This window comes from Pseudomonas sp. R4-15 (assembly GCF_055768815.1).
In genome coordinates, this window is record NZ_CM147293.1 from 1430185 (window position 1) to 1448697 (window position 18513).

At 67.4% G+C, this 18513-nt stretch carries 16 protein-coding genes; 5 read left to right on the forward strand and 11 right to left on the reverse strand.

Annotated features, from left to right (window positions below; all coding sequences use genetic code 11):
* Positions 1–137: 137 nt before the first annotated feature.
* From ACYRGX_RS06695 to ACYRGX_RS06730, 8 genes are all read right to left on the reverse strand, one after another.
* Positions 138–1202 (reverse strand): DUF3426 domain-containing protein, encoded by a 1065-nt coding sequence (locus ACYRGX_RS06695; RefSeq protein ID WP_473055829.1) that lies wholly within the window; start codon positions 1200–1202, stop codon positions 138–140.
* A 72-nt stretch (positions 1203–1274) separates the two neighbouring features.
* On the reverse strand, positions 1275–2156 hold the full coding sequence (gene prmA / locus ACYRGX_RS06700; protein WP_473055830.1) for a 50S ribosomal protein L11 methyltransferase: 882 nt from the start codon (positions 2154–2156) through the stop codon (positions 1275–1277).
* Between the two features lie 77 nt (positions 2157–2233).
* Complete coding sequence (gene accC, locus ACYRGX_RS06705; protein WP_473055831.1) at positions 2234–3583, reverse strand: acetyl-CoA carboxylase biotin carboxylase subunit; 1350 nt, start codon at positions 3581–3583, stop codon at positions 2234–2236.
* 16 nt (positions 3584–3599) lie between these two features.
* Positions 3600–4052: an acetyl-CoA carboxylase biotin carboxyl carrier protein gene (gene accB, locus ACYRGX_RS06710; RefSeq protein WP_473055832.1), complete on the reverse strand. Its 453-nt coding sequence runs from the start codon at positions 4050–4052 to the stop codon at positions 3600–3602.
* 24 nt (positions 4053–4076) lie between these two features.
* Positions 4077–4520 (reverse strand): type II 3-dehydroquinate dehydratase, encoded by a 444-nt coding sequence (gene aroQ, locus ACYRGX_RS06715; protein ID WP_473055833.1) that lies wholly within the window; start codon positions 4518–4520, stop codon positions 4077–4079.
* Positions 4521–4651: 131 nt separating this feature from the next.
* On the reverse strand, positions 4652–6406 hold the full coding sequence (locus ACYRGX_RS06720; protein WP_473055834.1) for a protein-disulfide reductase DsbD: 1755 nt from the start codon (positions 6404–6406) through the stop codon (positions 4652–4654).
* Between the two features lie 67 nt (positions 6407–6473).
* Positions 6474–8426: a methyl-accepting chemotaxis protein gene (locus tag ACYRGX_RS06725; protein WP_473055835.1), complete on the reverse strand. Its 1953-nt coding sequence runs from the start codon at positions 8424–8426 to the stop codon at positions 6474–6476.
* 764 nt (positions 8427–9190) lie between these two features.
* Complete coding sequence (locus tag ACYRGX_RS06730) at positions 9191–10813, reverse strand: diguanylate cyclase (protein WP_473055836.1); 1623 nt, start codon at positions 10811–10813, stop codon at positions 9191–9193.
* A 178-nt stretch (positions 10814–10991) separates the two neighbouring features.
* Between ACYRGX_RS06730 and ACYRGX_RS06735 the strand changes: the two genes are divergently transcribed.
* The 4 genes from ACYRGX_RS06735 to speA all read left to right on the forward strand — a co-directional run bounded on the left by ACYRGX_RS06735 (position 10992) and on the right by speA (position 15053).
* A complete protein-coding gene (locus ACYRGX_RS06735) occupies positions 10992–12023 on the forward strand; it encodes a DUF2333 family protein (RefSeq protein WP_473055837.1) in 1032 nt (343 codons plus the stop codon).
* Positions 12023–12556, forward strand: coding sequence for an NUDIX hydrolase (locus ACYRGX_RS06740; RefSeq protein WP_473055838.1), 534 nt, complete (start codon positions 12023–12025; stop codon positions 12554–12556). Before ACYRGX_RS06735 ends, ACYRGX_RS06740 begins: the two co-directional genes overlap by 1 nt.
* 137 nt (positions 12557–12693) lie before the next feature.
* A complete protein-coding gene (locus tag ACYRGX_RS06745; RefSeq protein WP_473055839.1) occupies positions 12694–13065 on the forward strand; it encodes a translation initiation factor Sui1 in 372 nt (123 codons plus the stop codon).
* 71 nt (positions 13066–13136) lie between these two features.
* A complete protein-coding gene (gene speA, locus ACYRGX_RS06750; protein ID WP_473055840.1) occupies positions 13137–15053 on the forward strand; it encodes an arginine decarboxylase in 1917 nt (638 codons plus the stop codon).
* Positions 15054–15055: 2 nt separating this feature from the next.
* Here speA and ACYRGX_RS06755 read toward each other — a convergent pair whose 3' ends face one another.
* Genes ACYRGX_RS06755 through ACYRGX_RS06765 form a run of 3 tightly spaced genes read right to left on the reverse strand, consistent with a single transcriptional unit; the run spans position 15056 to position 17534 of the window.
* Positions 15056–16390: an MATE family efflux transporter gene (locus ACYRGX_RS06755; RefSeq protein WP_473055841.1), complete on the reverse strand. Its 1335-nt coding sequence runs from the start codon at positions 16388–16390 to the stop codon at positions 15056–15058.
* Positions 16391–16407: 17 nt separating this feature from the next.
* Positions 16408–17295, reverse strand: coding sequence for a (2E,6E)-farnesyl diphosphate synthase (gene ispA / locus ACYRGX_RS06760; RefSeq protein WP_473055842.1), 888 nt, complete (start codon positions 17293–17295; stop codon positions 16408–16410).
* Positions 17292–17534 carry an exodeoxyribonuclease VII small subunit gene (locus ACYRGX_RS06765; RefSeq protein WP_473055843.1) on the reverse strand — a complete coding sequence of 81 codons (243 nt, stop codon included), beginning with the start codon at positions 17532–17534 and terminating at the stop codon, positions 17292–17294. The genes ispA and ACYRGX_RS06765 overlap by 4 nt, the downstream gene beginning before the upstream one ends.
* A 141-nt stretch (positions 17535–17675) precedes the next feature.
* Here ACYRGX_RS06765 and ACYRGX_RS06770 point away from each other — a divergent pair, with 141 nt between their 5' ends.
* Entirely contained in the window at positions 17676–18509 is an 834-nt protein-coding gene (locus ACYRGX_RS06770; protein ID WP_473055844.1) for a helix-turn-helix transcriptional regulator, read from the forward strand.
* The last annotated feature ends 4 nt before the right edge of the window (positions 18510–18513 follow it).

The following is an 18513-nucleotide window of genomic DNA, read 5'->3' on the forward strand; positions in this document are numbered from 1 at the left end:
TGGGCGTTCGTGATTGGCGAACGACACAGCGGCAGAACCCATAACGGACTGCTCGAAAAAGGGTGGGCATGATACCCGCTTAGGGGACGCGGATAAAGCTGAATCTGGATGAAAACTGTACAGCCCGAGGCCGCCGGTCACTCCGGCGACTGGAAGCTGAGACTGTAGTTCACCGCGCGCGGGCCGGGGTCGAGAATCGACAGGGAAATGTGGATGGGCACCTGCGGTGGCATCTCGTCGCGGCCCGCCAGTTCTCCGGCGAGGTACTCGCTGGGCTTGAAGCGGCGGCTGGCGATGAGCGTGCCGGAGAGGTCGGCGAAACGCAGTTCGAGCAGCGGAAAGGGCTGCGGGAACTCGGCGCGGTTGTAGATGATCGCGTCCACCGCCAGGGCTCCGGTGAACTCCGGGTGGCTGCGTACCAGCAGGTTGCTGCTGCGCAGCTGGGCGATGTCGACCCGCGATGGCAGCTCGCAGCCCAGGCTTGGGCAGAAACTCTCGAACCAGGGGCGGTAGCGATCCTGGCGTGCGAGCTCCTCGAAGTGGTAGGCGACGTATTGTCCGGCCAGCGCGGTGAGCGCCAGCAGGTTGAACAGGCTCCAGAGCAGCCAGCGACCCCAGGGTTTGCGCGCAGGCCGCCAGTCCAGGTTGATGGGTTCGTCTTCCAGCTCCGCCAGCTCGAGACCGCTGGAGGCGGCCGGTCGGGTACTCCCCTTGCGGTTCGGTCGGTCGCCGGTGTCGCGGCGCGCGACCAGCGGCTGGCGTCGGGCGGGGGTGGCCGCTACCGGCAGTGGCGCCGGTACGACTTCCTGGCGGGGGGCTTCCTCCGGCTCATCCTGCTCTTCGGGCGTCTCGTCGGTGTCGGTGGGCGTGGGCTCGGTGAGCTGGGCCATCTCGGCTTCGAGGTCGAGGTCCTCCAGGCCCAGATCGGCCAGGTCCATGTCGTCATGGATCCACAGCGTGTCGTCTTCCTTCTCGGCCTCGCTCGCTTCGACGGCCTGGGCGCTGGGCGCCGGCAGCAGGGCTGGGCCGGCCGCTTCCGGGACCGGGCTCTCGGCGGGTTGCCCGGTGAGTTGGGCGGTGGCGTCGAAGATCGCCATGCAAGCGCCGCAGCGCACTGCGCCGCCGGCTGCGACCAGTTGGCTGGCATTGACGCGAAAGCGTGTCTGGCAGTGTGGGCAGCGGGTGACGAGGTTGTCGCTCATGCGGATACGAACTTAGAGAAAGCGAAAGTCTAGCAGGTTGCTGCCGCCGGACGCTCCGGCGGCAGCGTGCCATCAGGCGCGGCGAATACCGCTGATGCGAACCCAGCCGTCCTTCTCGGCGGTGGGGTCCAGCTCGAAGCGCTCGGCGTAAGCCGCGCGAACTTCGTCGGCCTGCTCGGCGAGGATGCCGGAAAGCGCCAGGCGCCCGCCGATGGCCACGCGCTCACCGATCTGCGGCGCCAGTTGCACCAACGGCCCGGCGAGGATATTCGCCACCACCACCGGGAACTCGCCGGCCGGCAGGTCCGGCGGCAGGTGGACCGGGAAGCGCGCCGGTTCGATGTTGTTGCGCGAGGCGTTGTCACGGGAGGCTTCCAGCGCCTGCGGGTCGATGTCGGTACCCACTGCCGAATCCGCGCCCAGCAGCAAGGCGGCGATGGCGAGGATGCCCGAGCCGCAGCCGAAGTCGAGGACCTGCAGGCCGTCCAGCGCCTGGCCGTCGAGCCATTCCAGGCACAGCGCGGTGGTCGGATGGGTGCCGGTACCGAAGGCCAGGCCCGGGTCCAGTTGCAGGTTCACCGCGTCCGGCTCGGGCGCTTCGTGCCAACTGGGGACGATCCACAGGCGGCGGCCGAAGCGCATCGGCTTGAAGTCGTCCATCCAGCTGCGCTCCCAGTCCTGATCCTCGATGCGCTCGAAGTCCAAGGGGGGGACGGCGCCGGCGGTCAGGCGGTCGAGGGTCTGCAGCAATGCGGCTTCGTCGGTGTCGGCCTCGAACAGCGCCAGCAGGTGGGTGTTGCTCCACAGCGGCGTGGTGCCCAGGTCCGGCTCGAAGATCGGCTGGTCCTCGGCGTCCATGAAGGTCACCGACACGGCGCCCGCCTCGAGCAGCGCGTCCTCATAGACCTCGGCCTGGTCGGGGGTGATGGCGAGGCGGGCTTGCAGCCAGGGCATGGGTGACTCCTTGGGGCAGAAAAAGAAGGAGCGGCCGAAGCCGCTCCTGGGAAACACATGATATCGCTGGTGCGAACTCAGTGCTTGTCCATCCCCAGCTTCTTCTCGAGGTAGTGAATGTTCACACCCCCCTTGCCGAAGCCTTCGTCGCGAGTCAGGTCGCGATGCAGCGGGATGTTGGTCTTGATACCGTCGACGACGATCTCGTCCAGGGCATTGCGCATGCGCGCCATGGCCTCGTCGCGATCCGCGCCGTAGGTGATCAGCTTGCCGATCAGCGAGTCGTAGTTCGGCGGGACCGTGTAGCCGCTGTACAGGTGCGAGTCGACGCGTACGCCGTTGCCGCCCGGGGCATGGAAGTGCTTCACCTTGCCGGGGGAGGGCATGAAGTTGCCCGGGTCCTCGGCGTTGATGCGGCATTCCAGGGCATGGCCGCGCAGCTGCACGTCCTCCTGGCGGATCGACAGTTTCTCGCCGCCGGCGATGCGCAGCATCTCCTTGACGATGTCGACGCCGGTCACCATCTCGGTCACCGGGTGTTCCACCTGCACGCGGGTGTTCATCTCGATGAAGTAGAAGCGGCCGTCCTCGTAGAGGAACTCGAAGGTGCCGGCGCCACGGTAGCCGATCTCGATACAGGCATCGACGCAGCGCTTGAGCACTTCGGCGCGGGCCTTCTCGTCTATCTGCGGAGCGGGAGCTTCTTCCAGCACCTTCTGGTGACGACGCTGCAGCGAGCAGTCACGGTCATAGAGGTGGATGGCGTTGCCCTGGCCGTCGGCCAGCACCTGGACTTCGACGTGGCGCGGGTTGCCGAGGAATTTCTCCAGGTAGACCATCGAGTTGCCGAAGGCCGCGCCCGCTTCGGTGCGGGTCAGCTTGGCGGACTTGATCAGGTCTTCTTCCTTCCACACCACGCGCATGCCGCGACCACCGCCGCCACCGGCGGCCTTGATGATCACCGGGTAGCCGACTTCGCGGGCGATGCGCAGGGCTTCGTCCTCGTCTTCGGGCAGCGGGCCGTCGGAACCGGGCACCACCGGGACGCCGGACTTGATCATGGCGTTCTTCGCCGAGACCTTGTCACCCATCAGGCGGATCACGTCGGCGGTCGGGCCGATGAAGGTGAAACCGGACTGCTCGATCTGCTCGGCGAAGTCGGCGTTTTCGGCGAGGAAGCCGTAGCCGGGGTGGATGCCGTCGGCACCGGTGACTTCAGCGGCAGCGATCAGTGCCGGGATGTGCAGGTAGGACTGCCCGGCGGGTGCCGGGCCGATGCAGACGGACTCGTCGGCCAGCGACAGGTGCATCAGCTCGCGGTCCGCGGTGGAGTGGACCGCTACCGTCTTGATGCCCAGCTCCTTGCAGGCGCGCAGGATGCGCAGGGCGATCTCGCCACGGTTGGCGATCAGGACTTTTTCCAGCATCTGCGTTCTCCGCGAATCAGACGATGGTAAACAGCGGCTGGTCGAACTCTACCGGCTGGCCGTTTTCCACCAGGATGGATTCGATGGTGCCGCTGGTCTCGGCCTCGATGTGGTTCATCATCTTCATGGCTTCGACGATGCACAGGATGTCGCCTTTCTTCACGCTCTGGCCGACTTCGGCGAAGACTGCGGCCGTGGGCGAGGAAGCGCGGTAGAAGGTACCGACCATCGGCGAACGTACGACGGTGCCGTTGAGCACCGGAGCGGCCGGAGCAGCGGCTTCGCTGGCGATCGGCGCGGCGGCGGCCGGTGCGGCTACCGGAGCCGGTGCCGGCGCATAGTAGGGCTGGGCCGGCGTCTTGCTGTGGCGGCTGATGCGCACGGACTCTTCGCCCTCGCGAATCTCCAGTTCGTCGATACCGGACTCTTCCAGCAGCTCGATGAGTTTCTTGACTTTACGAATATCCATTAAGCGTCGACTCCCGTTAGTCGTTCAGGGACGTTCAAGTTGTTCTATGGCCGCCTCCAGCGCCATGCGGTAGCCGCTGGCGCCGAGACCGCAGATCACCCCTACCGCAACGTCGGAGAAGTAGGAGTGATGACGGAATGCTTCACGCTTGTGCACGTTGGATAGATGCACTTCGATGAATGGGATGCTCACTGCGAGCAGCGCGTCACGTAGCGCGACACTGGTGTGAGTGAAGGCGGCTGGATTGATGATGATGAAATCCACCTGCTCGTCGCGCGCGGCATGGATGCGCTCGATCAGCACGTGCTCGGCATTGCTCTGCAGGTGCAGCAGGCGATGGCCGGCCTGGCTGGCATGGAGTTGCAGGTCCGCATCGATCTGCGCCAGGGTGGTGGCGCCGTAGACGCCCGGCTCGCGGGTGCCCAGCAGGTTGAGGTTGGGGCCGTGCAGCACCAGAAAGGTCGACATGGAATCCTTCGTGAATGGTCGGTCAGCAAGCGGCGACTATGCCCAGTTCCCTGGTGAATGTCCAGTTCCCGGCAGTAGGCCGCAGGATCGACAAAGATCGACGGAAATTCGCCACTACAGACTCTGCCGCACTAGCGCAAGGCGTTGACGGCGTCCATCCGCTCTGCGAAGGCCCGCAGATCCATCTCGCCGACGACCCGCTGCGCGCGAAGCTCATCGCCTTTGCGGTCGAAGAAGAGGATAGCCGGTGGGCCGAACAGCTGGTAGCGATCGAGCAGCGCCCGTTGCGCGGGCGTGCCTTGGGTGACGTCGAAGCGCAGCAGTCGCCAGCCGGCGAAGCGCTGGACGACCTCCGCTTCGGCGAAGACCTCGCGTTCCATCACCTTGCAACTGATGCACCAGTCGGCATACCAGTCCAGCAGCAGTGGCTGCCCATTGGCGGCGGCGCGCTCGAACTCCGCCTGCAGTGCGGCGGGATCGGACAGCGTGGTCCAGCCCTGTTGCTGCGGCCCGGCTTGCGCCAGGGGGCTGCCCGGGCGTCCCAGCGGACGCAACGGGTCGCTTTCGCCGCGCAGCGCACCGACCCAGGCACAGACGCCGTAGACCAGCAGGACCAGGCCCAGCAGTTGCGCCAGGCGCGCTCGCGGTGCCTTGGTCACGAACTCCAGGGCGCCCAGCCAGAGCGCCGTGCCCGCTGCCAGCAGGCCCCACAGGGCCAGCGCCAGGGGGCCAGGCAGCAGACGTTCGAGCAACCACACCGAGACGGCCAGCAAGAGCACGCCGAAGGCGTTGCGCACGGCCACCATCCAGGCGCCGCTTTTCGGCAACAGCGCACCGCCGCCGACGGCGAACAGCACCAGCGGCGCGCCCATGCCCAGGCCGAGGGCGAACAGCTTCAGTCCGCCACCCAGGGCATCGCCACTGGCGCCGATGTAGAGCAGTGCGCCGGCCAGCGGCGCCGAGACGCACGGGCTGACCAGCAGGCTGGAGAGCACGCCCAGGGTCGCCGCACCGAGCAGCGAGCCGCCGCGGGCGTTGCCTGCCAGTCGGTCCAGCGGGCCGCGCAGGGCGCTCGGCAGGCGCAGTTCGTAGACGCCGAACATGGCCAGCGCAAACAGCACGAAGAAGGCGGCGAACGGCAGCAGGACCGGCGCCGATTGCAGCCGCGCCTGGAGGTTGAGGCTGGCACCAAAGACGCCCATCAGTGCCCCGAGCACGGCGAAGCAGATGGCCATGGGCAGTACGTAGGCCAGCGCCAGCACCAGCGCGCGCGCGCCGCCGGGCTGGCCGCGCAGCACGACGCCGGAAAGGATCGGCAGCATCGGCAGCACGCAAGGGGTGAAGGTCAGGCCGAGCCCGGCGAGGAAGAACAGCAACAGCGACTTCCAGGCGAAGGGCTCCTGGGCGCTCGGTGCAGCGGCGGCGGGCACGTCACCGATCGCCACGCGCTGGGTTTCCGGTGGGTAGCACAGGCCCTTGTCGGCACAGCCCTGGTAGGTCACCAGCAGGGTGTAGGGCTCGGCGTGCGCCTGCGCCAGGGGCAAGGTAACGTCGACGATGCTGTGGTAGACCTCGACATCGCCGAAGTACTTGTCGTGCTTGGCTTCGCCGGCGGGCAGTTGCGCCTGGCCCAGCGGCACGTCGGCGGGCTCGCTGCGGAAGGCGAAACGATGGCGGTACAGGTAGTAGCCGTCGGCGGGAATGAAGCGCAGGCGTACCGATTCGGGTGTTGCTTCCAGCAGTTCCAGGCGAAACGCTTCGTGGACCGGCAGGAAGTCGCCGGTGCTGCTGGCGCCCAACTCGGCAGGCGGACGACGGTCGAACAGACCGGCCGCCGCGGGGAGGGCGAACAGCAGCAGGAGCAGGGGCAGCAGCAGGCGGCGCATGGGCGACTCATGATGACAGCGAGCGCGCATCATAACGGAGCCAGGCGCCGCCGCGCACTGGCCTGGATCAGCTGCGGATCACCTCGGCCGCGTCTCGCAGGCGGGTCGCCAGACCGCTCAGGCGCGCGCTTTCGTCGCGCGCCTGGCCGATGCGTACCAGGTTGTCGCTGCCGCGGGCGTAGATCCCTTCGCTGTGCCCGCGAATGCCGGCGATCGCCTCGCCCTGGTGGGCGCAGGCCTCGGCGATGCGTCCGGCCATGGCGGCGATGCTGTCGATGGCGGCGACGCTCTCATCCAGCGCACCATCGGCGGCACCGGCCTGCTCGGCGCTGCGCTCGGCCTGCTCGACCTGCAGGCGCAAGGCCTCCACCGACTGCTGCGCGGCCTGCTGCAGCGCGCCGATCATCTGCTGGATTTCCTCGGTGGCGCCAGTCGTGCGCTGCGACAGCGAGCGGACCTCGTCGGCGACCACGGCGAAGCCGCGTCCGGCCTCGCCGGCGCGGGCTGCCTCGATGGCGGCGTTGAGCGCGAGCAGGCTGGTCTGCTCGGCAATCCCGCGGATCACCGTCAGCACCCGACCGATGGAGGCGGACTCCTCGGCGAGGCGCTCGATGGCCTGGGCATTGCCGCGTACTTCACCGACCAATTGGTGGAGGTCGCTGAGGCTGCGCGCGATGACCTGCTGGCCCTGCTCGACGGCGCGCCCGCCGTCGCGGCTGGCGGCGGCGGTTTGCGCCGCGTCGCCGGCGATCTGGGCGATGCTGACCTCCAGTGCGCCGAGGGCGTCGCGGATGCGTCCGGTGTCTTCCGCCTGGCGACTGACATCGCTATGCAGCGCGCCGCCGAGGGCGGCGAGGGTGCTGCTGCTGGCCGCCACCTGGCCGGCATGGCCGCGCAGTTCGCCCATGAGTTCGGCGAGGAACTGCCGCAGACGCTCCAGCGAGTCGCCGATGTCGCGCAGTTCGACGATGCGCCGATCAAAGCTCGGGTGCGCACGCAGATCGCCGCCGGCCCAGGCGCAGAGTAGCGGCGCGAGGCCCTGCAGGGTGCGTGAAAGGCGCTGTTGCAGCCAGCCGCTGGCGAGTGCGATGAGCAGGATCAGGGCGATCATCAGGCCCTGCACCAGGCGTACCTCGCCCTGGATGCGTTCGTGCTGGGCGCGCAGGCGCGGCTGCAGTTGGTCGAGGGCGGCGATCAGCGCGTCGATGCGCTGGCGGCTCTGCGCGGCCAGGGTCGAGCGCTGGCCGAGCAGCGCCACGGAGCGTTGCAGCTCGCCGGGGTAGCGGCGCAGCAGATTATCCAGTTCACGGCGCAGGGCTATGCCGCGGTCTTCTGCCTGGCTTTCGCGGTCGTCCTGCTGCAGTCCCATGAGCGCGGCGAAGCTGTCGCTGGTGGAACTTTGCTGGTCGGCGACGCCGAGCAGTGGCAAGGCCTGCAGCCGCTCAGCCTGCTCGCGCAGGGCCGCCAGTTCGCGCTCCACGGCATCCGCCCCCTCACCGGTCAGCACCAGACGGGCACGGGCGTGTGCCAGGCGCTGCAGGTGCAGGGCGGCCTGGAACAGCGGTGCCCGGTAACCGGCAGCGGAAGCCCCGGCCTCATCGGCATAGTTGGAGAACTGTTCGAGGTTGCTCGCCAATTCACGCTCGGCCTGCAGCAGGAGTCCCTGGGGATCGCCCGCCAGCTTGCCGGCGGCGAGCAGGTCCTGGGTGACGAAGGGGCGCAACTGTTCGATGCTCTCGGAAAAGCCCTGGCCAAGATCGGCGGGCAGCGCTTGACCGTTCTCGCTGAGCTCATCGAGCAGTTGCAGGGCGGCGCGATGGCGCAGGGCGTCGCCGCTATCGAGGTAGCCCTGGATGGCCAGGGTCAGTTCGCGGGCCTGACGATCCAGGCGCAGATAGTGCTCCATCAGTTGGAAAGGGCGCTGCAGGGCCTGTTGCGACCACCACAGGGTTGCCCCCAGGCCGAGGCAGGCGCCGATCAGCAGCAGGGTATTGAGCAGTGTCAGCCACTTCAGGCGCATCACGGCCTCGCCAACGTTGGTGATGGCGTGAGGCTATTGCGGACAGATGACGAACTGATGACAGAGGGTGGGTGTTGGTCGTCTTGGGGCTGCCGGTGCGTGCGCCTACGGTCTCTGGGATTTGTGGTTTTCGGCTTGGGCGTGGAAACGTGGCGCTTTCCTCGGGTGGGACTACAGGTTTCGCCCTGTACGGCGAGTCACTTTCTCTTGTCTGCTGATGGCCGCCCCACCCAAGAGAAAGTGACCAAAGAGAAGGCCACCCCAGCATCCGGCCCCAACCGCTGTGCGGCCGGGGTTCCCTCGCTCCGGCGCTGCTTCGGGGTCCGCGTTGCCCTGGCTCGGCCCCGTAGGATGGGTGGATGAGCGTAGCGACGATACCCATCGTGGCAGCATGATGGGTATCGCTGCGCTCAACCCATCCTACTCAATTTACTCGGACTGGCAGACGGCGCCGAAGCGCCCCGTTGGTCCGGGTGAACGGAATCGTCGTGTAGGGGGTTGAGCGGCCAGGACGGCCGCGAAAGCCGCGAAGGGGCAGGACGCCCCTTGGCGGCGCCCCCCGGAGCGGCGATGGAGTGAACGAACCCCGTCCGCGTGGCGGGCAGGGCCGGATCGCCGGGGCAACGGTTTTGCGTCCTTTTGCCACGACAAAAGGACGTCGCCCAGGAGGGCGAAACAGGGAGTTCCGGAGGAACGCCGAGAATAGTCCTTTGGCACCAAAGGCCTGGTGCGTCTGCGCTAATCCTGAGCCGGTGGTATTCGGCTTACTCGCTGTCGCTGGCAACCTCGACCCGATTCCGCCCGCCATGCTTGGCCAGGTACAGCGCCTGGTCGGCGCGCTCGTTGAGCGCCTTGGCATCCATCCCCGGTTGCAGTTGGGCAATGCCGCAACTGAAGGTGCAGGTCAGGTCGTGCGGCTGAGCGGGGTAGCGGATTTCCGCGAAGCGCTGGCGGATCTCGTCCAGCACCTGGCGTGCGGTCTCGGCATCGGTGTCGCCGAGGACCACGGCGAATTCCTCGCCGCCGTAGCGACCGATATGGTCGGTCTTGCGCAGGCGCTGCTTGAGGAACAACGCCAGGCTCTTGATCACCCGGTCGCCCATGGGGTGGCCGTAGGTGTCGTTGACCTTCTTGAAGTGGTCGATATCCAGCATCGCGAAGCTCAGTGGCGTGTCGTCCCGCGCGCTGCGCAGGCAGGCGTTATCCAGCAGTTGCAGGGTGTGCGTGTGGTTGTAAAGTCCGGTGAGGCTGTCGCGCACCATGCGCGAGCGCAGGCTGCGCGCACGTGCGGCGCGGTTGCGCACCGTGGCGATCAGGTGGCTGGGCTTGATCGGCTTGGTGAGGAAGTCATCGCCCCCTTCGCCCATGGCTTCGAGTTGCTTGTCCAGGTCGTCCTCGGCGGACAGGTAGATGATCGGCACGCTGACGTAACGCTCGTGCTGGCGAATCACCTTGGCCAGCTCGGTGCCGGTGCACTGCGGCATGTACATGTCGAGGATGATCAGATCCGGATCGAATTCGGACAGCTCGCCCATCGCCTGGATCGGGTCGATCAGGGTGCGGGTGAGGATGCCGGCGCTGTTCAGCGTGCGCTCGGTGTGCAGCGCCTGGGCGCGGGAGTCATCGATCACCAGGACCCGGTAGGGCTCCTGCTGGGTACTACGGCCCAGCTCTTCGATCTTCTCCAGCAGGCTGGAGGCGTCCAGGGTTCCGGTATAGAACTCCTGACCGCCGGCCTGCACCGCGGCCAGGCGCGTGGGAGTGTCGGTCTCGTGATCGGAGAAGCACAGCACGGGCAGCTTGTGCTCCAGTCCTTGCTGAATCTGGCGGGTGAGCGACAGTCCCTGCTCGTGTCCGCCGAAGTCGACGTCCATGACGATCGCGCAGGGGTAACGCACCGCCATGGCTGCCTGGAAGGCCGTGGGGTCGGTCAGGGCCTGGGCGCTGACACCGAAGAATTCCATCTGTCGGGCCAGGCGCTCGGCCCGCTCGAAGTCCTGCAGGGCCAGATACACCGGCTTGCGCAGCGGCGGTAATACCGTTTGCTCGAGGGGATCGTCCTGCCGCAGGCCAGTGCGTGAAAGGCGTTGCATGTAGCCGTGAAGTTCGGCGATCAGGTCGCTGTTGAGCCGTCCCTGGTTGGCGGCTACACGATTCAGACAGTCGATCAGGCGGCTGGCGAGTTGCTCGTGTTCGGGTTGCTCGAAGCGTTCGGCGAAGCGCTGCAGACGCTGTGCGGCCTCCTGCAGTTCGAGCATCTCACGGGGGTTCCATTCGCCGCGCTGCAGACGCAACCAGACCTCCAGTACATGCCGGGCCTGGTGGATCACGCGTTGGGCGAAGTGTTGTCTGAGAAGACTACGATTGCTGTCTTGCGGCGCGTTCATGGCCCGTCCTGCAGGAATTCCCCGCTCTGCTGGCGCGATGCTAGCACGAAGAATCGTGCTTGCGGTCTAGTCCCGACGTCTAGGTCGTAGGTTGCTATAGTGCCGCGGTAAGGACGCAACCCTGGTGGGCCGGGGTGGTCGAAACGGTCAAGAGCCGAGGCACGAAAAGGGGCAAGACATGCTGGACTGGAAGAAACGCGATACGAGCACGGATGCCAGTGGAGGCCGCAGTACCTGGCTGCGCCTGCTGGCGATCCTGGTCGGGGTGTACCTGCTGGCGACCCTGGTGGTCGGCTGGTACTGGAGCCGTGAGCCGGACGCCATCTCGGTGCAGCAGCTGATGCAGCAGAGCGAGTCGCAAAGCGGTCGCAAGCCGGCGATCGGCTATGCCACGGTGGAGACCCTCAAGACCGTGGCCAGCACCCTGCTCGACAAGCCCGGTGGCTACCTTTCCAACGATGTCGCACCGCCCGGACTGTGGCTGGACAACATGCCTAGCTGGGAATATGGCGTGCTGGTGCAGGTGCGCGATCTGTCGCGTGCGCTGCGCAAGGACTTCGCCCGTTCGCAGTCGCAATCCACCGAGGACCCGGACCTGGCCAAGGCCGAGCCGCGCTTCAATTTCGACAACAAGAGCTGGGCGCTGCCGGCGGCCGAATCCGAATACCGCGAGGGCATCCGCTCGCTGGATCGCTACCTGGCACGCCTCTCCGCCGAGCAGCCGCAAGCTGCCTTCTATACCCGCGCCGACAACCTGAACAATTGGCTGGGCGATGTCGCCACGCGCCTCGGCTCGCTGTCCCAGCGGCTGTCGGCGAGTGTCGGCCGCGTACGCCTGGATGCCGATGCCGATCCGGAGAAGGTCCAGCCCGGCGAGGTTCCGGCGGTGCATGAGGCTCGGGTGAAAACGCCCTGGATGCAGATCGACAACGTGTTCTATGAGGCACGGGGTCAGGCGTGGGCGCTTTCCCAGCTTCTGCGCGCCATCGAGATCGACTTCGCCGACGTATTGGCGAAGAAGAACGCGACCATCAGCGTGCGCCAGGTGATTCGTGAGCTGGAAGCCGCCCAGGAAACGCTGTGGAGCCCGATGGTGCTCAATGGCAGTGGCTACGGCATCCTCGCCAATCACTCGCTGGTGATGGCCAACTACATTTCACGGGCCAACGCGGCGGTGATCGACCTGCGCAACCTGCTGGCCCAGGGCTGATGAGCATCGGTGCGCGCGAAGCGGCGCATCGCGCCGCCTCCGACGCGGAGCAGGTGGCCTGGGTCGATGAGCACGATCGACTGCTGGGCGGCTTGCCACGCGCGGAGTTGCGCGCCCGAGGCCTGATCGGCCGATGCACCTTCGTCTTCCTCTTCAACGAGCGTGGCGAGCTCTGCGTACACCAGCGGACCCAGAGCAAGGCGCTCTATCCCGGCTACTGGGACCTCAGTGCCGGCGGCATGCTGGCACCCGGCGAGGACTATGCCGAAGCCGCCGCCCGGGAATTGGCCGAGGAACTGGGGATAGCCGGCGTGGCGCTGCGCGAGCACGGGCGCTTTCTCTATCTGGCGCCGGACAATCGCCTGTGGGGCGCGGTGTTCTCCGCCGTCAGCGATGCACCGTTGCGGCTGCAGCCGGAGGAGGTGCAGTGCGCCGAGTTTCTCGCTCCGCTGGCCTTGCGGCAGGCGTTGAGCGAGCGTGACTGGTGTCCCGATGCGTTGCAGGCCTGGGCGCTGTACAGCGCGGCGGGTTGAGTGCGCCGCCTATTCGTCCGCCGATGCCGCCTGTGAACGCTTAAACGTCGCGGCCATTGCCGTTAAACTGCCGAACCCGCGCGGCGTGGCCTTTCGCCGCGTCTCGGTCGATTTCCATTCATCCACGCAGGCTCCGCATGGCCAAGAAAGCGTCGTCCCTTGCCGCCCTGGGCGGTCTGGTCTACTCCACCGATGCAGGGCGCCACTGCCCCGAATGCAGCCGTCCGCAGGCCGAGTGCGTCTGCGCGCAGGCTCAGGTCCCCGTCGGCGACGGTGTGGCGCGGGTGCGCCGCGAGACCAAGGGCCGCGGTGGCAAGACCGTCACCACGGTGAGCGGCGTCCCGCTCGCCGGCGACGAACTCAAGGCCCTGGCGAGCGAACTCAAGCGTCGCTGCGGTACTGGCGGCGCGCTCAAGGACGGGGTGATCGAGATTCAGGGCGAGCACGTCGAGCTGCTTCTGGCCGAACTCCTAAAGCGGGGCTTCAAGGCCAAGAAATCCGGCGGCTGAGCCGCCTGCCGAACGATCCTCCGGCGCTGCCGGTCCACTTTCACTACCGAATACCGCCACAGGGGGAACCGATGGCCGCACGACGCACGCGCAAGGACGATGGCAGCAGCTGGACCGTAGCCGACAGCCGCAGTGTCTATGGCATCCGTCACTGGGGTGCCGGGTATTTCTCGCTCAACGACGATGGCCGCGTCGAGGTTCGTCCGCGCGGCACCCAGGGGCCGGTGATCGATCTTGCCGAACAGGTCGAGCAACTGCGCCGCGAGGGCCTGTCGCTACCCTTGCTGGTGCGCTTTCCGGACATCCTGCAGGACCGGGTACGGCGCCTCACCGGTGCCTTCGATGCCAGCATCGAGCGCCTGGAGTACGGCAGCCGCTATACCGCGCTGTACCCGATCAAGGTCAACCAGCAGGAGGCCGTGGTCGAGGCGATCATGGCCACCAAGAACGTCTCCATCGGCCTGGAGGCGGGCTCCAAGCCCGAGCTGATGGCGGTGCTGGCGCTGGCGCCGAAGGGCGGCACCATCGTCTGCAACGGTTACAAGGACCGCGAATTCATCCGCCTGGCGTTGATGGGCCAGAAGCTCGGCCACAACGTGTTCATCGTCATCGAGAAGGAGTCCGAGGTCCGCCTGGTGATCGAGGAAGCCGCCGAACTGGACGTGCTGCCGCAGGTCGGGTTGCGCGTGCGCCTGTCCTCGCTGGCGTCGTCGAAGTGGGCCGATACCGGCGGCGAGAAGTCCAAGTTCGGCCTCTCCGCCGCGCAGTTGCTGTCGGTGGTCGAGCGCTTCCGCAAGGCCGGACTGGATCAGGGCGTGCGCCTGCTGCATTTCCACATGGGCTCGCAGATCGCCAACCTGGCGGACTACCGCAAGGGCTTTCGCGAGGCGATTCGTTATTACGCCGAACTGCGTGGTCTCGGTTTGCCGGTGGATCACATCGATGTCGGCGGCGGCCTCGGCGTGGACTACGACGGGACCCACTCGCGCAACGCCAGTTCGATCAACTACGACGTCGACGACTATTCCGGCGCGGTGGTCGGCATGCTCAAGGAGTTCTGCGACCGCCAGGACATCCCGCACCCGCACATCTTCTCCGAGAGCGGACGGGCGATGACCGCTCACCATGCGGTGCTGGTGGTGCAGGTCACCGACGTCGAGCAGCACAACGACGACGTGCCGAACCTCGACGCCCTGGAGGAACAACCCGAAGCGGTGCAGGACCTGCTCGATCTGCTTGCGCCGACCGACCCGGAGATGGTCGCCGAGATCTACTGGCGCGCCACCCACTACATTGGCGAGGTGTCCGCGCAATACGCCGCCGGCAAGCTCGACCTGCGCCAGAAGGCCCTTGCCGAGCAGAGTTACTACGCCATCTGCCGGCGCCTGGCGAACCAGCTCAAGGCGCGCCAGCGCTCGCACCGGCAGGTGATCGACGAGCTCAACGACAAGCTCGCCGACAAGTACATCTGCAACTTCTCGGTGTTCCAGAGCCTGCCGGACACCTGGGCGATCGACCAGATCCTGCCGATCATGCCTTTGCAACGCCTCGCCGAGGAGCCGCTGCGGCGCGCCGTGCTGCAGGACCTCACCTGCGACTCGGACGGCAAGATAAACCACTACATCGATGAGCAGAGCATCGAGACCAGCATGCCGGTACACGAGGTGCGCGAGGACGAGGATTACCTGCTCGGCGTGTTCCTGGTCGGCGCCTACCAGGAAATCCTCGGCGACATGCACAACCTGTTCGGCGACACCGACTCGGTGAACGTCTACCTGGACCCCGACGGCAGCGTGCGTCACGGCGGCATCGAGACCCACGACACCATCGAGGACATGCTGCGCTACGTGCACCTGTCGCCCGAGGAACTGATGGGCTACTACCGCGACAAGGTCGGCGAATCCTCGCTGCCGGCGCGCGAGCGCACGCGCTTCCTCGATGCCCTGCGCCTGGGCCTGACCCGCTCTTCGTACCTCTCCGGCAACTGAGCTCAGCCCAACCACTGCCCGCGGCGCGCAATGCGCCGCGCCAGCAGCGCCAGGACCACGCTGCGCAGCCCCATGAAGGCGAGGAACGCCAGCCACAGCCCGTGGTTGCCCTGGTCGCGCAGCAGCCATCCCAGCGGCAGCGCGATGAGCAATGACAGGAGCATCGCGTTGCGCATCTCCCGCGCGCGGGTAGCGCCGATGAACAAGCCGTCCAGCAGGTAGCTCCAGACGGTCAGCAATGGCAACAGCGCGAGATACGGCAGGTAGACGTAGGCGACCTCGCGCACTGTGGCGATGTTGGTCTGCAGGTCGATGAAGTAACGTCCGGCCAGGCCGAAGCCGACGGCGAACACCAGGCTGCCGAGCAACGACCAACCGCCGGCCACCACCAGGGCGCGGCGCAGCGCATCCTTCTGTCGGGCGCCGATGGCATGTCCGCAGAGCGCCTCCACCGCATGCGCCAGGCCGTCCAGGGCGTTCGCCGTGAGCAGCAGGCCGTTGAGCAGCAGCGCGTTGGCCGCCACCGTCGCCTCGCCCAGGCGGGCGCCCTGCACGGTGACCAGGAAGAACACCGACTGCAGCGCGAGGCTACGGATGAAGATGTCGCGGTTGACCATCAACAGCGCCCGCCAACTGGCCCAGCGGCGCAAGGGCTGCCAGTCGATGCGGCCGGGATAGCGCCGCAGCGTGCGCCGCGCCAGGGCCAGGCCGAGCAACGCCGCGCTCCATTCGGCGGTTACCGAGGCCCAGGCCGCGCCGGCCACGCCCCATTCCAGGCCGAGCACGAAATACAGGTCCAGGCCGACGTTCACCAGCGTGGTACAGAGCAGCACCGCGAGCGGCGCGCGGGCATTCTGCGCACCGAGGAACCAGCCGATCAGCGCGTAGCCCGCGAGCGCGGCGGGCAGCCCCCAGAGGCGGATGAAGAGGTATTCCAGGGTCAGTCCGTCAAGTGCCTCGCCCGGGCGCATCAGGTGCAGCGCCGCATTCGCCAGCGGCTCGGCGCTGAGGCGGGCGAGGCTCGCCAGCAGCAGCGAGAGCAGCAGCGCCTGGACCAGCACCTGGCGCAGGGCGGCGCCGTCGCCGCGTCCGCTGGCCTGGGAGGCGAAACCGGTGGTGCCCATGCGCAGGAAACCCAGCAGCCAGGTCAGCAGGCTGTAAAGACTACCGCCGACCGCTACTGCGGCGAGCTGGTGGGCGTACGGCAGGTGGCCGATGACCGCGCTGTCGACCAGTGCCACCAGCGGCGTCGCCAGGTTGGAGAGCATCATCGGCGCGGCTAGCGCCCAGACCCGGCGTTGGGTCGGCACATGGCGCCAGGCCTCGATCAGCGACATGCGTGTGGCGGCGCCGATCAACTGCGGCGTTCGACGATGAACGTGGCCAGTTGGCGCAGGGGGTCGGCGGCCGCGTCGAAACCGGCGAGCGCCTGCAGCGCCTCATCGCGCAGTTGCAGGGCGTAGCCCTTGGCGCCGTCGAGGCCCAGCAGGGCGGGGTAGGTGGGTTTGTCGTTGGCCTGGTCCTTGCCCTGGGTCTTGCCCAGGGTGGCGGTGTCGCTCTCTACGTCGAGCACATCGTCCTGCACCTGGAAGGCCAGGCCGACGGCCTGCGCATAGCGCGCCAGGGCTTCGAGATGCTGCGCCTGGGCACGGCCGCTGGCGAGGGCGCCGAGCTGTACGCTGGCTTCGATCAGCGCGCCGGTCTTGTGCCGATGCATGCGCTCCAGCGCAGCTTGGTCGAGCTGTTCGCCCACCGCGCCCAGGTCGATCGCCTGACCGCCGACCATCCCGGCGGGACCGGCGGCGCGCGCCAGCGCCGCAAGCATCGCCAGGCGCGTCTCGGCGGCCGCTGGATTGCCCGTTTCCCGTGTCAGGCACTCGAAGGCCAGGGCCTGCAGGGCGTCCCCGGCGAGGATCGCACAGGCTTCGTCGAAGGCCTTGTGGGTGGTAGGCTGGCCGCGTCGCAGATCGTCGTCGTCCATCGCCGGCAGGTCATCGTGGACCAGCGAATACGCGTGGATCAGTTCCACCGCGCAGGCGGCGCCGTCGGCCTGTTCCGGTGGGCCGCCAAGGGCCTCGCAGCTGGCGTAGACGAGCAGTGGGCGAACCCGTTTGCCGCCGTTGGTAACGCTGTAGCGCATGGCCTCATAGAGGCGGCGCAGATCATCCAGGGGGGCCTCGAAGAGGCCGGCCAGGGCGGCGTCGACGCGCGCCTGGCAGCGTGCCTGGTAGGCCGCGATCATGCCTGGGCTTCCGGATCGAAGGGGGCCTGCTCGAGTTCGCCATCGCGCTCGAGCAGCATTTGTACCTTCTGCTCGGCCTGGGTCAGCGCGGCCTGGCATTCGCGGGTCAGGCGGATACCCTGTTCGAAGGCGCCGAGGGATTCTTCCAGCGACAGCTCGCCGCTTTCCAGGCGCTCGACCAAGCCTTGCAGGTCGGTGAGGGAACGTTCGAAGTCGACGGCGGCTTTCTTGCGGGCCATGGGCAAGTCCGGTGGTTGCGCAAATCGGTCGCGACACTAGCAGAGCCCACCGATGGCGGCAAACGCCGGGTGTCGGGCGTGCACGAATCTTCCAGCCGGCGCCGCTGACGCATGGTAAGAAGGAGGGCGTGGGAGGTAATTATGAACGAACAGCGCATCGAGGTCCGACAGGATGCCGAGAGTGGCATCGAGACCCTGCGCGCCCGCTTTTTCGCTGGGCATGCCTACGACCCGCATTTTCATGACGCCTATCTGGTTGGCTTCACCGAGCACGGTGTGCAGCAGTTCGACTGCCGGCGGCAGCGGCATCGCAGTACGCCGGGCCAGGTGTTCCTGCTCGAACCGGGTGAGATCCACGATGGCGAGGCGCCCACCGACGAGGGCTTCGGTTATCGCCTGCTGTACCTGGAGCCGCAGTGGCTGCGTGCGGCCCTGGAGCCCCTGGGGCCGACGGGTGCCGCCGAGCCGGGCTTCCTGCAGACGCTGATTGATGCGCCGCGCCTGGCGGCGGCCACCGCCCAGGCTTTTGCCATGCTGCACCAGGGGGAATTGCGCATCCTGCGCCAGGCCGCGCTGGATACCCTGCTCGAAGGCCTGGCCGGGCACCTGCAGTGGCGCCCACGTCCGCTGGGTGACCCGCGCCAGCCGTGGCTCGCCCAGCGCGCCCGGGAGATGCTCCACGAGTTGGCGCATCAGGACCTGGGGCTAGACGATCTGGCGACGGCCCTGGGCGTCGACCGCTTCCGTTTGAGCCGCGCCTTCAAGGCCGCCTATGGCTTGCCGCCCCATGCCTACCTGGTGCAACTGCGCCTTTCACGCGCGCGGCGCGCGCTGGCCCTGGGCGAGACCCCGGCAGCCGTCGCGGCGAACCTCGGGTTTGCCGATCAGAGCCACCTGGGTCGCTGGTTCAGACGTGCCTACGGCCTCACGCCGGCGGACTATCGACGCCGCTGCACGGGCCTTCCAGACCGCTGAGCGA

What these genes read in the sequence shown, in the direction of transcription:
- ACYRGX_RS06695 (WP_473055829.1), bottom strand. Translation starts at nt 1,202, where the DNA reads ATGAGCGACAACCTCGTCACCCGCTGCCCACACTGCCAGACACGCTTT.
- prmA (WP_473055830.1), bottom strand. Translation starts at nt 2,156, where the DNA reads ATGCCCTGGCTGCAAGCCCGCCTCGCCATCACCCCCGACCAGGCCGAG.
- accC (WP_473055831.1), bottom strand. Translation starts at nt 3,583, where the DNA reads ATGCTGGAAAAAGTCCTGATCGCCAACCGTGGCGAGATCGCCCTGCGC.
- accB (WP_473055832.1), bottom strand. Translation starts at nt 4,052, where the DNA reads ATGGATATTCGTAAAGTCAAGAAACTCATCGAGCTGCTGGAAGAGTCC.
- aroQ (WP_473055833.1), bottom strand. Translation starts at nt 4,520, where the DNA reads ATGTCGACCTTTCTGGTGCTGCACGGCCCCAACCTCAACCTGCTGGGC.
- ACYRGX_RS06720 (WP_473055834.1), bottom strand. Translation starts at nt 6,406, where the DNA reads ATGCGCCGCCTGCTGCTGCCCCTGCTCCTGCTGCTGTTCGCCCTCCCC.
- ACYRGX_RS06725 (WP_473055835.1), bottom strand. Translation starts at nt 8,426, where the DNA reads ATGCGCCTGAAGTGGCTGACACTGCTCAATACCCTGCTGCTGATCGGC.
- ACYRGX_RS06730 (WP_473055836.1), bottom strand. Translation starts at nt 10,813, where the DNA reads ATGAACGCGCCGCAAGACAGCAATCGTAGTCTTCTCAGACAACACTTC.
- ACYRGX_RS06735 (WP_473055837.1), top strand. Translation starts at nt 10,992, where the DNA reads ATGCTGGACTGGAAGAAACGCGATACGAGCACGGATGCCAGTGGAGGC.
- ACYRGX_RS06740 (WP_473055838.1), top strand. Translation starts at nt 12,023, where the DNA reads ATGAGCATCGGTGCGCGCGAAGCGGCGCATCGCGCCGCCTCCGACGCG.
- ACYRGX_RS06745 (WP_473055839.1), top strand. Translation starts at nt 12,694, where the DNA reads ATGGCCAAGAAAGCGTCGTCCCTTGCCGCCCTGGGCGGTCTGGTCTAC.
- speA (WP_473055840.1), top strand. Translation starts at nt 13,137, where the DNA reads ATGGCCGCACGACGCACGCGCAAGGACGATGGCAGCAGCTGGACCGTA.
- ACYRGX_RS06755 (WP_473055841.1), bottom strand. Translation starts at nt 16,390, where the DNA reads ATGTCGCTGATCGAGGCCTGGCGCCATGTGCCGACCCAACGCCGGGTC.
- ispA (WP_473055842.1), bottom strand. Translation starts at nt 17,295, where the DNA reads ATGATCGCGGCCTACCAGGCACGCTGCCAGGCGCGCGTCGACGCCGCC.
- ACYRGX_RS06765 (WP_473055843.1), bottom strand. Translation starts at nt 17,534, where the DNA reads ATGGCCCGCAAGAAAGCCGCCGTCGACTTCGAACGTTCCCTCACCGAC.
- ACYRGX_RS06770 (WP_473055844.1), top strand. Translation starts at nt 17,676, where the DNA reads ATGAACGAACAGCGCATCGAGGTCCGACAGGATGCCGAGAGTGGCATC.